Here is a 16,572-nt window from a genome sequence, read left to right as displayed (position 1 = left end):
TGTGAGCTTTGTTTCGGCGCACCGCGAGGAGAGGTTACCGGTGAGTTCAGCGCCGCAAACTTTCCGTTCACCGCACGGCGCGGCGGAAGTCTCGAGGGCGGGAGCGGAAGTCTCGAGAGAAAGAACGCCGGGGCGGCCGCGGGCCGAGATCGTCCGCTATCGATGCGCAAACGAGGAACGGCCGAGCGGGTGGTCCCGCTCGGCCCTCGCACGATTCCTCAGCTCAGCCGAGCAGGGCGTCCACGAAGGCGCCGGGCTCGAACGGAGCCAGATCGTCCGCGCCTTCGCCGAGACCGACCAGTTTCACCGGGACACCCAGCTCGTGCTGCACCTGGAAGACGATGCCGCCCTTGGCGGTGCCGTCCAGCTTGGTGAGCACCACGCCGCTGATGTCGACGACCTCGGCGAACACCCGCGCCTGCATCAGGCCGTTCTGCCCGACGGTGGCGTCGAGCACCAACAGGACCTCGTCGACCTCGGCCTTCTTCTCCACGACGCGCTTGACCTTGCCCAGTTCGTCCATCAGGCCGGTCTTGGTATGCAGGCGGCCCGCGGTGTCCACGAGCACCGCGTCGACGCCGCGCTCGATGCCCGCGCTGACCGCGTCGAACGCGACCGCGGCGGGGTCGGCGCCCTCCTTGCCGCGCACGGTCTCCGCGCCGACGCGCTCGCCCCACGTTTGCAACTGGTCGGCGGCCGCGGCGCGGAAGGTGTCGGCCGCGCCGAGCAGCACCCGGCGGCCGTCGGCGACGAGGACCCGGGCCAGCTTGCCGGTGGTGGTGGTCTTTCCGGTGCCGTTGACGCCGACGACCAGCAGGATCGACGGATGGTCCGCGTGCGGCAGCGCGCGGATGGAACGGTCCAGTTCGGGGCGCAGCGCCTCGACGAGCACGTCGCGCAGGACGGCCCTGGCCTGATCGGTGGTGCGCACGCTGCGCGCAGCCATTTCCTCGCGCAAGCGGGCGACGACGGCGGTGGTGCTCGCGGTGCCGAGATCGGCGAGGACCAGGGTGTCCTCGATCTCCTCCCAGGAGTCCTCGTCCAGGTCGCCGCCGCCGAGCAGGCCGAGCAGGCTCTTGCCCACTGCGTTCTGCGACCGGGATAGGCGGCCGCGGAGACGGACCAGGCGGCCCGCGGTGGGTTCGATCTCCTCGAGCGCGGGGGCGGTCTCGGCGGCGGCCGCGGTGTCGGGCACCGCGGGTTCCACGGTCGCGGGGGGCTCGGTGAGTGCCGTGTCGGACGCGGGCTGGTCGACCGGGGTCTTCGGCTCGGCGCTCGGGGCGACCGCGGGCTGCTCGACCGGGGCCTGCTCGGTGGGCTGCGCGTCGGCGGGGGCCTGCGTGTCGACAGGTGCCTGTGTGTCGACAGGTGCCTGTGTGTCGATGGGCGTGTCGGTCGGAGCCTGCGTATCGGCTGCCTGCGATTCGGGAGCGAGGTCCGCGGTGGGAGCCTCTGTCGCGTCCGCCTGTTCCGGTTCGACGGGCGCGGTGGCCGACCCCTCCGGCCTGGTGAGAACGTCGCCGTCCGGCAGAGGCACGTTGGTGATGCCGCGCCGCGGCGCGTCGCGCGGGATCGCCGCGTCGTCGCCGACGTGCGGTTGCCCCTCGGTATCGGTTCGTTCCAGGGTCGGTTCCGGGCGTGTCGCGGTGGCCGCGCCGCCCTGGCTGAAGGTGAACCCGCCCGACGCCGTGTAGCCGCCCGACCGGTCGGTCAGCTCCTTCTCCGGCTTCGGCGCCGTGATCGAGACGCGGCGGCGCTTGTACAGGACGAATCCGGCGACGAACGCCACAACGAGCAGGGCGGCGATCGCGGCTATCAGAATCCAGGCTTCGGAACTCACGCCGACCATCCTTGCAGAACTCCGCATCGCCGCTGGACAGGGCCGCTCGGTCGCGGTGCGCGAAAGGCCGTGCACATAGCACGCCGCGCGCGGGCCGCAGACACAGCCCCCGAGATTTCTTGTCCTGCGGAACTTCTCGCGAACTGACAATAGGATCGGCGACGTGACCGATCGAAACGTGCTTGGGGGGCCGCTGGAAGAGTGCGGCACCGATCCTCTGACCGGTTTCTACCGGGACGGCTGCTGCAGCACCGGGCCGGAGGATCTGGGCAGCCACACCGTGTGCACCGTCGTCACGGCCGAGTTCCTCGAACATCAGGCGTCCATCGGCAACGACCTGAGTACGCCGCGCCCGGAGAACAACTTCCCCGGCCTGCAGCCGGGCGACCGGTGGTGCGTGGTCGCGGTGCGCTGGCTGCACGCCCACGAGGACGGTGTCGCCGCGCCCGTCGTGCTCGCGGCCACCCACGAGAACGCCCTCGAAGTGATCTCGATGGACATCCTGCGCAAGTACGCGGTCGACGTTCCCGACGATGTGAGCGACCTGCTGTAGCGGTCACAACCCACCGACGTCATCCGGTGTTCTCGTTCCCGCCCTGGACACCGCCCGAACAGCACTCGAAGCAAAGATCGACTTCCGCCGGACGCGAGACCCCGGCCGTTCAGCCGATGGCGCGCGCGGCGGCGCGGGAACGGTGCGCTTTCTGCCGACAGGCCGCCGAGCAGTAGCGGCGCGGGCGTCCGGCCCCCGGCTCGGCCAGTGTCGCCCCGCAGACCGGGCAGCGCGGACCGGTCCCCGTTTCGTTACGGGCATCGGTTTCGTCACGCATTTCCGGGGCGGTACGTAATTTCGTTACACCCCCGGCGCTCGGCGTGGCGCGCAGCGCGTCGAGCAGGATGACCACCGCGGGCGCCAGTTCGGCGTCGGCGGGCCGATTACGTTGGATGGCAACGCATCCGGTGAAGACGTCGAGCACATCGGCCACCGCGATGTCGGCGCGGACCGAACCATGCCGCTGCGCCGCAAGCAGCAGCGCCTCGAGCGCGCGGTGGAAACGCTCACCCGCACTGCGCATCAGCGTGCGCGGCCAGCCGTCGTCGGACTGCACCATCTCGCAGAGCGCCTGGTTGCGCGGGGTGGACCACACCACGTCCACGCACACCGCGAAGAACGCCGCGCCGGGATCCCGCGCACCCACCTGCTCGGCGGCCAGCCGGGCCAGCCGGTCGACGCGCTGTTGCATGACCGCTTCCAGCAGATCGGTTTTCGTCGGGAAGTGCCGGTAGACCGTCCCCGCGCCGACACCCGCGCGGCGCGCGACCTCGGCCAGCGTCACCGCGGCGCCGCGTTCGGCGAACGCCCGCTGCGCGGCGGCGAGCACGAGCGCGCGGTTGCGTTGCGCGTCGGCACGCGCCACGAGGGTGGAGGGGCCGGGAGAGACCACCATTTCGTTACGCACCTTCCGTCGAGCGCCTGGCGAAGCGGGTCGAACCACCCGTAACGTCCGAAAGCGGGTCGACCGACCCGATTCTATCGAGAGCAGGTAAGGCGAACATGTCCGCTCAGCACGACCCGATTCTCGTCACCGGAAGCACCGGACAGCAGGGCGGCGCCACCGCCCGGCGACTCCTCGCCGACGGAGTTCCGGTACGCGCCCTGGTGCGCGACCCCGACGCACCGGCCGCCAAGGCGCTGGCCGAGCTGGGCGCCGAATTGGCGATCGGCGATTTCGACGCACCCGATACCTTGGTGAGAGCCGCGACCGGCGCACGCGGCGTATTCGCCGTTCCCCCAGCGACTTACCGCGCCGAGGGATGGGACGGCGACCTCGAGGCCGAGCGCGGCATCGCACTGGTCGACGCGGCACGCACCGCCGGAGTCGACCACATCGTCTTCACCGGCGTCGCCTCGATGGGCGACCCCGCCGCGTGGGGTGTGCACGGCAAACAGCGCATCGAGGAGGCCGTGACCACGAGCGGCCTCCGCCACACCGTGCTGCGCCCGGTCCGGTTCATGGAGAACTATCTGCTCCAGGGTTCTCCGGTGGACGGCATCGCCGACGGCGTGCACCGTCACCTGTTCGCCGCCGACCGGCCGCTGCAGATGATCGCGGTCGCCGATGTCGCGGTGTTCGCCGCACTGGCCTTCGCCGATCCGGACCGCTTCCACGGGCACATCCTCGAATTGGCAGGCGAGGCAATCACTCCCGTCGACGCCGCGGCGACGATCTCCCGCGCCATCGGGCACGAGGTGCGGTACGAAGAGGTGAGCGAGGCCGAAGCGGACGCTATCGGACCCGAGATCGGCACCGTGTGGCGGGTGACGCGGAAGACCGGTGGTTGGCACGCCGACATTCCCGCGCTGCGCGAACTGCATCCCGGCCTGCAAACCCTGGACGCCTGGCTCGCGTCCGGCGGAGCCGACCGGATCACGGCGCTGCTCGACACGCAGAAGGACAGCGTCACAAGCTGATTCGCGCGCGTAGGACGGGGCGGCCTTCGCACCGCGACTCTGCGCCCAGCGCCGCCCGGCCGGCACCGGCGAGGCGGCGCTTCGGGCCGTCGGGCGACGGTAATGCCGGTCACCCGGTACACGACCCGACGAGAAACGTTCTACGACAGCGATATTCGATTTCAGTTCGCGGCGACACGGCGCCGAAACATGGATAGAGTCGTAGCACCTCCGCACCGAACGCCAGTGAAAGCCGAGACGCGATGACCACCACCGTCGCCGAGCGTTTGACCCAACCCGCCCCGATCCGCACCGTGCACGTCGGTCCGCTCCGGGTCACCTACCTGCCCGACGGTCTGACCACCATGAACGCGCGCGCGTGGCTGCCGACCGCGCCCGACGGATTCTGGAGCAGGCACAGCGAGTACCTCGACGCCGACGCCTTCGTCGGCAGCGTCGGCGGTCTGCTGATCGAGTACCGCGAGCGGGCGATGCTGATAGACGCCGGTTTCGGTCCGCTCACGTTCCGGACGGGAGTCGGCATCCTGCGCGGCGGCGGGCTGCTGGACAGCCTCGCCCAGGTCGGCCGCGACCCCGCCGAGATCGAGACGGTCGCCCTCACCCACCTGCACGCCGACCATTTCGGCTGGCTGTGGCAGGCCGCCCCCGGCGCGCGCAGGCCGCCGTTCGCGCACGCCCAGGTGCTGGTCTCGGAAGACGAGTGGCACCATCGCGCGCTCGCCGCCGCCGCGGGCACTACCGCCGAGATGCTTGACGTGTTCGCCCCTCAGGTTCGCACCGTCGCCGACGGCGACGAGATCTTTCCTGGCGTGCGGGTGCGGGCGCTGCCCGGCCACACGGTCGGCCACACCGGGTTCGTCATCGGTTTCGTCGGACAGCGGCTCATCGCGTTCGGCGACGCGCTGCACTCGTCGCTGCAGATCGCCCACCCGGAGCTGTCGGCCGTTGTCGATCACGACCCGATGTGTTCGGCGGACGTGCGACACGGCTTGGTCGAAGAACTCGCCGTGCCGGGCACATTGGGCTACGGATGCCACTTCGCCGACGTGCAATTCGGCAACGCGATCGCCGCCGCCGAGGGGCGCATGTGGCAACCGCACCGCTTTCCCGCGCCGACTCGAAGCTGAAGTCCATAGCTATGTGACATATCTCCCGAAGAAATTATCTTCTGGGTTTCGCCTGTTTCAGACTGAGAGGATTGATTCAGGCCGGAAACAACCGCGGCGCTCCGATCGCCGCCGACCCGGAAGGACTACTCGAATTCATGACCGATCGGCAACCCACCGCTGAGGTCTTCGAAAACGCCGTGGCGATGGCGGTCCGCGCACCGTCGGTACACAACACCCAACCGTGGCGATGGCGACTGGAAGAACAGTTCGTCGACCTGTACGCCGACCCCGCCAGGCGGCTTCCCTCGACCGATCCGACCGGCCGCGCGCTGCTGCTCAGCTGCGGCGCGGCGCTGCACCACCTGCGCGTGGCGCTCGCGCTGCACGGCTGGTCCGCCGCGGTGGACTACCTGCCGAATCCGGTCGACCACGATCATTTGGCCCGCATCACGGTGAGCGCCGACAGCCCGTCCCGCGACGACATCGACCTCGGCGCCGCCATCCTGCACCGGCAATCCGACCGCAGGCGCTACTGCGACCGCCGTGTCCCCTACGGCAGGCTGCGCCAGGTCGCCGAGCGCGCGGTGCCGTTCGGTGCGGTCGCGCGGGTGGTTCCACCGCCGATGCGCGCGCCGCTGGCCCGTGTGACGCGCGCCGCGGGAGCCAGGCACGCCCGCGATCACGCCTACCTCGCGGAGCTCGCCGCGTGGAGCGGCAGGCACGGCACCGCCGACGGCGTTCCCGCCGCCAACACCCCGCGTCCGCGTCCCGACGACGACGTCTCGCAGCGGGTCTTCCTCGACCCGGAACTCGCCGACACTCCGTTCGAGAACGACGGCTCCGAATGGCTGGTGGTCGGCACCGCAGCGGACGACCCCCGCTCCGCACTGCGCGCGGGCGAGGCCGCCAGCGCGTTGCTGCTCACCGCGACCAGTCTCGGTATGGCCAGCTGCCTGCAGACCGAACCGCTCGGCATGGCCGAGTTGCGCTCCGCGATCCGCTCCGACGTGCTGCTGGATTGCGCCCACCCGCAGGCGATGGTTCGCCTCGGCTTCATGCCGACCAGCGTCGCGCCGCTCCCGTTGACCCCGCGCCGCTCGGTCGACGAGGTGATCGACGCCGGGATCTCCGTCTAGCCGGGATCGCGAGGTCGGCGTTTCGCCTAGGCAGGCGCGGGCGCGAGGTTCTCGCCGCGAAGTCGCTGCGAAATGACCTGGGTGATGCCGTCGCCGCGCATGCTCACGCCGTAGAGCGCGTCGGCGATCTCCATGGTCGGCTTCTGGTGCGTGATCACGATCAGCTGGCTCTTCTCCCGCAGCTGTTCGAACAGCCCGATCAGCCTGCGCAGGTTGGTGTCGTCCAGTGCGGCCTCGACCTCGTCCATGACGTAGAACGGCGAGGGGCGGGCGCGGAAGATGGCGACCAGCAGCGCGACCGCGGTCAGCGACTTCTCACCGCCGGACAGCAGTGAAAGACGCTTGACCTTCTTGCCCGGCGGGCGGGCCTCCACCTCGATGCCGGTGGTGAGCATGTCCGACGGATCGGTGAGCAGCAGCCTGCCCTCGCCGCCGGGGAAGAGCTTGGCGAACACCTGGACGAACTCGCGCTCGACGTCGGCGTAGGCCTCGGTGAAGACCTGCAGGATCCGCGCGTCCACCTCGGCGACCACGTCGAGCAGATCCTTTCGCGCGTTCTTGACGTCCTCGAGCTGCGTGGACAGGAAGTTGTAGCGCTCCTCGAGCGCCGCGAACTCCTCCAGCGCCAACGGGTTCACCTTGCCGAGCGTGGCCAAGTCCTTCTCGGCGCGTTTGGCGCGGCGCTCCTGGCTCGCCCGGTCGTAGGGCATCGGCTGCGGCGCGCTGACCTGTTCGCCGCGCTCCTTGGCCTGCTCGTACTCCGCCATCTCCAGCGGCGAAGGCGGCAGCGGCACATCGGGCCCGTACTCCGCGATCAGGTCGTTCAGCGCGATGCCGAACTGTTCGGCGATGGTCGCCTCCAGCTGCTCGATCCGCAGCGCCGCCTGCGCCTTGGCCACTTCGTCGCGGTGCACCGCGTCGGTGAGCTGGGCCAGCTGCGTGCTCAGCGCGCGCACCCGCTCCTTGACCTGCTCGACCTGCGCCGCGCATTCGGTGCGGCGGCGAACGAGATCGTCGCGGCGTGCGCCGGCCTCGGCCACCACTTTCTCCAGCTCCCCGGCCACCCGCGCGCCCGACTCCGCGACGGCGGCGGCCACCGCGGCGGCCTGGCGGCGCGCGGCATGGGCGCGTTCGGCGCGGGCCCGCGCCTCGCGTTCGGCGCGGGCCGCGCGGCGCAGCGAATCCGCCTTGCCGCGAACCGATTCCGCCCGTTCCTCGGCGGTGCGCACGGCGAGCCTCGCCTCGACCTCCATCGAGCGGGCCTCGGCCAAGGCTGCCGCGGCTTCCTCGCGGTCGCGGCCCGCGGTGTCGGTCCCCGCGGCGCCGACGCCGTCGGCATCGATCTCGGATTGTTCGAGTTCGGCGTGCCGCAGCCGGTCCTCGAGTTCGGCGAGCGAGGCAAGCGCCTCCTCGCGCGCGGATTCCGCCTCGGTGCGCTGGGCGGCGAGCCGGTCGCTGTCGGCCTGGGCGGCGCGGGCGGCCTGACCGAGCCTGCCGAGGCGGTCGTAGATGGCCATCAGCGCCTGATCGGATTCGTGCAGCGCGAGCAGCGCGTGATCCACGGACTCCTTGCGGTCGGCTTGTTCGGCCAGCGCGCCGGAGAGCGCCGCCTCCAGTTCCTCCGCGTGCCGCTGCGCGGCGACGAGTTCGGTCTTGGCGGCGTCGATGTCGGCCTGGATCTCCAGCTGACTCGGGGCGCGATCGGATCCGCCGAGCAGCCAGCCGGTGCCGGTGAGATCGCCGTCGCGGGTGACCACCCGCAGCTCGGGTCGGGCCGCGACGAGTTCGGTCGCGGCCGCGAGATCGTCGACCACCGCGATGCCAGCGGTCAGCGCGCCGATGGCCGCCCGCACGGAATCCGGGCATTCCACCACGTCGACCAGCCAGCGGGCCGAGCCGGGCAGCACGCCGCCGGTCGCGCGCGCCGCGTCGGTGGCGCCGAAGACCAGTGCGGCCCGGCCGCCGTCAGCTTCCTTGAGCGCGCGCACCGCCGCGTGCGCGGAATCCTCGGTGTCGGCGGCCACCGCGTCGGCGAGCGGGCCGAGCGCCGCGGCGACGGCCGCCTCGAATCCGGTGTGCACCCGCAGCAATCCCGACAGTGCGCCGAGCAGCCCGTCGGTGCGGTTCTCCAGCAGCCAGGCGGCGCCGTCGCGGCGGGCGAGACCCATGCCGAGCGCCTCGATGCGCGCGGAAAGGGAGGCGACCCGCTTGCTCGCGTCCCGATCCTGTTCACGCAGTTCGGTGACGCGCTGATCGGCCAATTCCAGCGCCTGCACGGCGTGCTCGTGCTGGGCGTCCAGGCCCTCTTCGCCCGCGTCGAGCTCACCGAGTTCGTCCTGCACGCTGTCGAATTCGGCCTGCGCGGCCTCGCCGCGGTGCCTGGCCTCGGCGATCGCCACCGAGAGCCGGGCGATCTCCGCGTCTACCGACTGCGCCCTCGTCCGCAACGTGTCGACCTTGCCGGAGAGCCGGGCCAGCCCCTCGCGCCGATCCGCGATGGCGCGCACCGCGGCCAAGTGCGCCTGCTCGGCGGCCTTCGCGGCGTACTCGCGCTCGGCCAGCTGTTCCCTGGCGGCCTCCAACGTCTCCACCGCGATCTCGACGGCCTCGCGCAGCTCGGCCTCCTCGGCTTCGACGCGGTCGGCCTCCGCCTCCAGCTGATCGGGGTCGCGGCCGGTGCCGACGGGCGCCTCGGTGTCGAGATGACGAGCCCGGTCGCCGGCGATGCGGATCGTCGCGTTGACCCGCTCGGCCAGCGCCGAGAGCTGGAACCAGATCTGCGCCGCGGCCTCCGCGCTCGGCGTGAGCTTGGACAGCTGGAATTCCTGCTGCGCCAGCGCGGCGTTCGCGGCGTCCAGCTCGCTCTGCACGGTGATCTGTTGTTCGCGGGCGTAGGCCTCTTTGCTCTGCTGGCTCTCCAGTTCGCCACGGCGAGTGACGAGGTCATCGGCCGCAAGCCGCAGGCGCGCGTCGCGCAGGTCGGCCTGCACGGTCTGCGCGCGCCGCGCCACCTCGGCTTGCCTGCCGAGCGGTTTGAGCTGGCGGCGCAGTTCGGTGGTGAGGTCGGTCAGGCGCGCGAGGTTGGCCTGCATCGCCTCCAGCTTGCGGACCGCCTTCTCCTTGCGCTTGCGGTGTTTGAGCACGCCCGCGGCCTCTTCGACGAAAGCGCGGCGGTCCTCGGGCCGCGATTCCAGGATCGCGGACAGCTGTCCCTGCCCGACGATGACGTGCATCTCGCGACCGATGCCGGAGTCGCTCAGCAGTTCTTGCACGTCCATCAACCGGCAGGAGCTGCCGTTGATCTCGTACTCGCCCGCGCCGTCGCGGAACATGCGCCGGGTGATCGACACCTCCGCGTAGTCGATGGGCAGCGCACCGTCGGAGTTGTCGATGGTCAGCGTGACTTCGGCGCGGCCGAGCGGGGCGCGTCCCGCCGTGCCCGCGAAGATGACGTCCTGCATCTTGCCGCCGCGCAACGCCTTCGCACCCTGCTCGCCCATCACCCAGGTGAGCGCGTCGACGACATTGGACTTGCCGGAACCGTTCGGGCCGACCACACAGGTGATGCCGGGTTCGAAGCGCAGCGTCGTCGCGGACGCGAAGGACTTGAAGCCCTTCAACGTCAAACTCTTCAGGTGCAAATTCGACGACCTTTCCGTGCGCGGTGGTCGGACACATCCCCGCGGGGCGACCAGCCATGGTATCCGCCTGCCGCGGCATCGCTCGTCGGCGGGCGGCGCACCAAGTCGCGGGGTGGGTTCGGCGCGACCGATGGGCTCCACCCTAACGAGTCGCCCCGCGAGCGCGCGCAATTCGATGTGCTCGGGATTTGCCACAGGCCCGGCGACACCCCATCGCCGCTGGTCGCCGAGCCGCGTTCGGCGGACGTCTCGGCCGCACCGCACCGCCTTCAGCTCGGTACGAGGCCGCTCCAAAGGATCGGGCTTTCGCGCGTAGCTGTCGCCCGCGAGTAATCGACCGGCATCCACCGGCCGCTCGATCCGTCGGCCTGCCGAGCGCCTATGGTCTCCCACCGGAGGGCTACTGGCCTTACGATCCTGTCTGATTCGGCAGCGGCAATGTCTTTGTTCGGGAGCAATCAGCGGATGCGCGCACCTACGGTCGACACCGGCACGGCCCTCCGTCTTGCCCGGATCGCCGCGCTCGTCGTGGGCTGTCTGCTCTTCCTGCACGCGTGCGAACGGACGCGGCGGGTCGTCCCGACCGACGTCTGGATCGAGCTGGCGCTCGCCGCCGCGCTCGGCGTCGCCGCCATGGTCGTCGCCTGGTTCGAGATCGCCCGCGCCGAAGAACTCGACGAAGCCGAAGCGCCCGAGCCAGCGGGTGACGCCGGTCCGGCGGACGCGCCGCGCGAGTGCCGCATCGAGTCCGACGGGCGCACGGTGCGCGCCCGCATCGCCAAGTCGGGCAATCTGGTCCTGCACGGACACGACCACGACGGACCCCACCCCGGCCACGAATGGTCCTGGACCTTCCGTCCCGCCGTGTTCCCCGCCATCCGCGCCGCGCTCGGCGGCGACAGCGAGAGCGATCTGATCGAGCTCTTGGAAGACGTCGTTCTCGACTCCCGCCCGGAGATCCGGGACGACCCCGGCGCATGGCTGCGCGCGCACGGCATCGCCGCCGCCTACCGCGAGAAAGGCGACCACCCGAGCCGCGTCACCGCCAAACTGCCGATCTTCCGCGTCGGCATGCGCCGGGTACCGGAGACCGAACGCGCCAGGGCGGTGTCACGCGGCCGCGCCGAAGACGAGCCACGGGAACGGTCCGTGCGGGCGGCGAGCAGTGACGAGCCGCCGGTGCGGTCCGCGCGGTCGAAGAGCAGTCGCGAGCAGGTGGCCGCCAAGGCAAGCGTCACCGGGTCGCGGGAGCGATCATCGCGGGCGGCGTCTGAAACCCGGCGAGCGGCACAGGTTCCCGACTCCCGACGCGCCGCCCCGGTCTCCGAATCGCGTCGCGCCACAAACGGCTCGGCGTCGCACCGCGCCGCAACTGTCTCCGAAACACGCCGCGCCGCAACGACTTCCGAAACTCACCGCACCGCAAACGCCTCCGCGACGCACCGCGCTGCAATCGTCTCCGACCCAGCGCGTGCCGCAACGGCCTCCGAAACGAACGGCGCCGTAGCCATTCCCGAAGCCGTGGACGACCGGCCCGCCCTGCCCCGGCGCGAGCGCACCGGCGCCTCCGAACGCGCGGGCACCCGGCGCTCCAGGCAGTCCTATGAACCGCCGCGACCGCCCGAAGAACCCGTGTCCGACCGACCACCGCGCGATCGCCACCCGTCACCGAAACGTGCACCGGTGACGGCCACTTCGTCGTACACACCGGACCGACCCATACCGCGCATGCCCGCCGCGGCCGCCGCCTACGAGGCGGCCGACCGAGCCGCGCCACCGCAACGCAGGCCCGCCTACGATGCCCCCGACTCCTGGCACTCCGCAGAAGCATCCGAGCGCGACTACCCGCCCCCGGCACCCGAGGGCCGCCGCGCGCACCGGTACCTGTGAAACCAATTGCCCTACTGGTCGTCCGGAAGTTCCGGTAGGTCCTCACAAGTCTTTCGGTAGGGAATATCCGGCGACACCCATTCGTCCCATTGCTCCCTGCTCATGTTGAATGTCAGCTTGGCGCAGAGTTCGCGAGCCCAGGAGTCCGGTCCTGGCCACTCCCAGATGCCGCTGCTCTGGTCGTAGCCGACGAAGACCGTGCGGACGCGGCGATTGTCGGAAGTGATGTAGGCGTTCATGATCCAGCCGTCGGGTCCGGTGAGCGCGTCGCCGATCGGGTCGCCGGTCGCGGCGTCCCAGAAGCGGAGCGTGCTGTCGCTGCCGCCGGAGATGATGTAACGGCTGTCGCTGCTGACGCTGATGGTGCGCACCATCAGCGAACCGTGTCCGGTCATCGGGCCGCCGATCGGCTTGCCGGTGCGCAGATCCCAGCGGTGCAGCACCAGATTCTCGGCGGTGACGTAGAAGTCACCGTTCGGGCTGACCGCCAGTGTGTCGATGAAGTTCGCTTTGTGTGGCTCACGGACCGCCGCACCCGTTCCCGCATCCCACAGATGCACGGAATCCGGACTGTAGGACAACACGGCGGCGCCGTCGGGACTGAACCAGACCGAGGAAACCTCCAAGCTGTGGCCCGTGAGTGCGCCGCCGATCGGCGCTCCGGAATCCATATCCCAGATCCGGACGCTCTTGTCGCCGCCTCCTGCCGCGATGCGCTCTCCGTCGGGACTGATCGCGACCGCATTGACAACGCCGATCCCGGTGAGCGGCTCGCCGATCGGCTGTCCGGTGACCGTATCCCAGAGCCGGATCGATTCGCCGGTGGCGGCGACGAGCAGTCGGTTGTCCTCGCTGAATTCGAGAAGGGTTGCGGGACTGTCGAAACCCGTCAACGTCGGACCCGACGGCTGACCATCGGCATTCAAGATCTCGATCGTCTTCTCCGGCCCGGCCAGCGCGATCTTTTGGCCGTCGGGACTGAACGAAGCGACGACCGGACCTCCGGGATAGTCGGCGATCGGGCCGATGTACCGGCGCGTGTCGAGGTCGAGAATCCAGATGGTGCCATCGGCGTTGTCTCCCTTGACCAGTCGTCGCCCCTCGTCCTGAAATGCCAGGATCGGCCCGTATCCCGGGCCCGGCGCACCCGATTGCCACTTGTGGCCGACGGAACGGCGCGGGTCGGCGTTCCACACGCGCAGGGTTCCATCGTGACTGGTCGAGGCGAGGCGGGTGCCGTCCGGGCTGAAAGCGACGCCCATGATCTGAGCGGTGTGACCGGTCAGTGGGGCGCCGGATTCCTTACCGGTTTCGGCATCCCACAGGCGCAGTGTCGCGTCCGTGGCTGCCGAGACGACGCGGCGGCTGTCCGGGCTGAACGCGACGCTGGTGATCATTCCCTCGTGACCCTGCAACGGGCCGCCGATCGGCGCCAAAGTCTCGGCGTTCCACAGCAGCAGGCCGGAACTGAGATCCTCGGTGACGCCCGCCGCCGGCGGCAGCCCGGTACTTCCGGAGACGATTCGCTGTCCGTCTCTGCTCCAGGCGACCGCTTGCACTGATTGGGCATGACGCTCGAGTTTCGCGACCGGCTGCCCGGAATCCACGTTCCAGACCTGGAGAGTGGTGTCTTTGCCCGCGGACACGAGACGGCGGCCATCTGGACTGAAAGCGAGGCCGTTGACCGTGCCGGTGTGTCCCGTCAGTGGTTCGCCGTGACCGCGACGGGATTCGGTGTCCCACAGCCGAATCGTTCCACTGTCGTCCGCGGAGGCGAGCAGCCGACCGTCGGGACCGAACGCGATGGCGTAGATCGTGCTGGTGTGTCCGGGGAATTCACCGAGGAGACGACCCGAGTCGGCCTCCCAGAGCTGGACCGTGTAGTCCGCGGCGACGGCGGCGATGCGCCGCCCGTCGGGGCTGAACGCGACCCGCAGCGCGCCACGAAAGGATTCGAACGATCGGTCGACCTGCGCACCGGTGTCCGCGTCCCACAGGCGCAGTTCCATCCCGCCGGTCAGGATATGACGGTTGTCCGGGCTGAATGCGACGGCGAAATCCGGACGCGCCGTGCGGTAGTGGTGCCCGACCTCCTCGGCGGTGTCGTAGAGCCGAATCGAGAAGGGAAGACCGGTCTTGACGACCTTCTGCACGCCTGCCGTGTGGGTCAGCGTGCGCAGCAGCACATCTGGTCCATCGGTCGCCGAAAGGTGATGCGCCGCCAGCGTTTCCTGGATCGTGCGAACGTCGTCGGCGGGACGAGCGCCGGACAACGCCGACTGCGCGTTGGTGGCGAGCCGCGCCGCGGTCGCTTCTCGGAAACGCGCTTGGGCCTCCTTCTCCTCCGACCGCGCGCGCACCAGCCCGTACACCGCGACCACCGCGATCACAACCGTCACCGCGAGCACCGCACGCAGAATCCGCGACCGTTTCCGCAACACCGCGGCATGCGCCATGGCGGTCTCGAGTTCCGCGGCTTGCCGCTGCCGTTCGAGCTCGGCGCGATCGTCCGCGCGCTGTCGCGATGCCCGGACGAATTCGGTTGTGCCGGATAGTCGTTGCCGGTATCGCGGATCGGCGATGAGCTGCTCGGCGTCGGTGAGGCGGGTGCCCTCGATGAGCCACGCCTCGTCTCGATCGTTGTCCTGCCAGGCCGCCGCGGCGCGGTCGAGCGCGTCGGCGGATCGCAAGTTGGCGCGTTCCTCGGTGAGCCACCCCGCGAGTGCGCCCCATTCCCGGAACAGGCTTTCCAGTGCGACTTCCACAACGGTTTCGCCGTCGCGTTCGTCTTTGACCAGCAGACGACGAGCGACCAAGTCGTCGATCAGCGCGCGGCTGTCCTCGGGCAGGTCCGACCAGCGCGCCACCCGCCGCAGCGGTTGATCGGTATCGGGGTTGATGGTCGCCAGCCACGGAACGAACGCGTGCCGAAGGCTTTCCAGCTGCCGGGCGCGTTCGGCGGGATCACCGCTGAGCACCGCGGCGATCTCCGACTCCACGACGTGGCGCATGCCGCCCATCGACTCGTAGTCCCGCACGGTCAGCGCACCGCTGCTGCCGTAGTCGGTGAACAGTCGCGACATCGTCAGGGACAGCAGCGGTAGCGGGTCGGCGCTGGACGCGCATTCGTCCACCAGTCGCTCGACGAGCTCGGGCTGTACCCGCAGCGGAGTTCCGCCTTCGGAGGCGCGGGCCGCTGGTCCGCGGATCACGTCGGCGAACTGCGCGGGGCCGAGCGGACGCAGTTCGTCGAACACGACGCGCGACACGCTGTCCAGCGTCGGCGAGGTCTGCAACGGTTCGTAGCGGTCGGCGCGGATGGCCATGACCACGAGCAGGTCCACGGCCGAATCCTCGGTGAGCCGGGCGATGATTCGCAGCAGCTGCTCGGCTTCGCGTCCGGCGTCCGGGTTGAACAGCTCCTCGCCCTGGTCGATCGGCAAGACGATCGTCGGCGGCGCCGCGTCATCGAGCAACCGCCTTTCAGCAGCCTTCCGAAGCTGCACGAACAGCTCGCGAACGTCGTCGATGTTCGACAGGCACGCGGACTTGATCGCCCCCAGCGGCGGGCCGCCGAGCCGCAGCCGGGCTCGGCTCGCGTGCAACGACCGGGCCAGGCCGAGTGGTCCGGTGACCGCCGCCCGTTCCGGTCGAACGGTGTCGAGGACGACGAAGTGCCGGTCGTCGCGGACCAGCCGCGGCACGAGCCCGGCGCGCAGGAACGACGACTTGCCGCAGCCGGAGGGACCGAGGATCACGAACAGGCGCTCGAGGCCGATGGACCGCATACCGCGCATCGCGTCGAGGGCTCGCACGATCTGGCCGTCACGGCCGAAGTACACGGCCGCGTCCACCGCGTCGAAGGGCTCCCATCCTCGATAGGGCGCTCGGTTCGGCTCGCCGGGCGGCGGCCACGGGAAGTGTTCGGCTCCGATTCCTGAGGCGCGCAAGGCGTCCCACAGTCGGCGAAGGCCTTCGGTCAGCAGCTCGACCGGCGGCCCGTCGTCGATGACGATGGCGGTGTGGGGTCCCGCGCCGAACAGGTCCACCTGCTGCCACTCGGCGGCGGGCTCACGGCTGGTCAGTTTCTCCAACCGCAGGCAGTAGATCGGTTTGTGCAGATTCTCGGCCGTGCGGAACTCCGTCTTGCATTCCGCGGAGCGCTCCCAGTTCGTGGAGAGCAGACAGATCACGGCTTCGCACCGTTCGGCCGCGCGGACCAGGGCGTCCTTCCATCGGACACCCGGCCGGATGCCGGTGGTCCGGTCCAGGTCGAGGAAGATCTCCTCCGCCAACGCGCGATCCTGTTCGACCAGCCACTGTTTCAGCGCGATCGCCGCGCGATCGTCTCGGCTGGAATGACTCAGGAATATGCGGGCCATGTGACACCCCCGGGTGCGGGGAACGGGCTGTCCCCACAACCTTCACACTCGACGGGCACCGAGTATCGAGTAGCGCACTACCCGACATGATCTCGGTTCGG

9 protein-coding genes are annotated in these 16,572 nt (G+C 70.2%); 5 read left to right on the top strand and 4 right to left on the bottom strand.

Annotation, left to right across the window (positions count from 1 at the left end; translation table 11 throughout):
- Positions 1–223: 223 nt before the first annotated feature.
- The gene (gene ftsY, locus CRP45_RS26185; protein ID WP_097247622.1) at positions 224–1,840 is read right to left on the bottom strand and encodes a signal recognition particle-docking protein FtsY; all 1,617 of its coding nucleotides are present in this window, start codon (positions 1,838–1,840) and stop codon (positions 224–226) included.
- Between the two features lie 163 nt (positions 1,841–2,003).
- Between ftsY and CRP45_RS26180 the strand changes: the two genes are divergently transcribed.
- Positions 2,004–2,393 (top strand): DUF2237 family protein, encoded by a 390-nt coding sequence (locus CRP45_RS26180; protein WP_019048221.1) that lies wholly within the window; start codon positions 2,004–2,006, stop codon positions 2,391–2,393.
- A gap of 109 nt (positions 2,394–2,502) precedes the next feature.
- Here the strand turns inward: CRP45_RS26180 and CRP45_RS26175 are convergent, their stop codons facing one another.
- Positions 2,503–3,288 (bottom strand): TetR/AcrR family transcriptional regulator, encoded by a 786-nt coding sequence (locus CRP45_RS26175; protein WP_097247430.1) that lies wholly within the window; start codon positions 3,286–3,288, stop codon positions 2,503–2,505.
- A 107-nt stretch (positions 3,289–3,395) separates the two neighbouring features.
- Here CRP45_RS26175 and CRP45_RS26170 point away from each other — a divergent pair, with 107 nt between their 5' ends.
- The 3 genes from CRP45_RS26170 (at position 3,396) to CRP45_RS26160 (ending at position 6,558) form a co-directional block, all read left to right on the top strand.
- Positions 3,396–4,313 (top strand): NmrA family NAD(P)-binding protein, encoded by a 918-nt coding sequence (locus tag CRP45_RS26170; protein ID WP_097247429.1) that lies wholly within the window; start codon positions 3,396–3,398, stop codon positions 4,311–4,313.
- Positions 4,314–4,555: 242 nt separating this feature from the next.
- Entirely contained in the window at positions 4,556–5,440 is an 885-nt protein-coding gene (locus CRP45_RS26165; RefSeq protein ID WP_179831019.1) for an MBL fold metallo-hydrolase, read from the top strand.
- A gap of 71 nt (positions 5,441–5,511) precedes the next feature.
- Entirely contained in the window at positions 5,512–6,558 is a 1,047-nt protein-coding gene (locus CRP45_RS26160; RefSeq protein WP_245910450.1) for an Acg family FMN-binding oxidoreductase, read from the top strand.
- A gap of 26 nt (positions 6,559–6,584) precedes the next feature.
- On the opposite strand, the gene smc is transcribed toward CRP45_RS26160, so the two are convergent.
- Positions 6,585–10,199 carry a chromosome segregation protein SMC gene (gene smc / locus CRP45_RS26155; protein ID WP_097247428.1) on the bottom strand — a complete coding sequence of 1,205 codons (3,615 nt, stop codon included), beginning with the start codon at positions 10,197–10,199 and terminating at the stop codon, positions 6,585–6,587.
- Between the two features lie 465 nt (positions 10,200–10,664).
- On the opposite strand from smc, the gene CRP45_RS26150 reads away from it, so the two are divergent.
- Positions 10,665–12,089: a hypothetical protein gene (locus tag CRP45_RS26150; protein ID WP_097247427.1), complete on the top strand. Its 1,425-nt coding sequence runs from the start codon at positions 10,665–10,667 to the stop codon at positions 12,087–12,089.
- Positions 12,090–12,100: 11 nt separating this feature from the next.
- On the opposite strand, the gene CRP45_RS26145 is transcribed toward CRP45_RS26150, so the two are convergent.
- Positions 12,101–16,471, bottom strand: a complete 4,371-nt coding sequence (locus tag CRP45_RS26145; protein ID WP_097247426.1) for an nSTAND1 domain-containing NTPase — start codon at positions 16,469–16,471, stop codon at positions 12,101–12,103.
- Positions 16,472–16,572 lie beyond the last annotated feature (101 nt).

It is taken from the genome of Nocardia amikacinitolerans, from assembly GCF_900215415.1.
Classification (GTDB): domain Bacteria; phylum Actinomycetota; class Actinomycetes; order Mycobacteriales; family Mycobacteriaceae; genus Nocardia; species Nocardia amikacinitolerans.
Note: the sequence above shows the minus strand (reverse complement) of the source record. Positions and strands in the feature narration are given on the sequence as shown.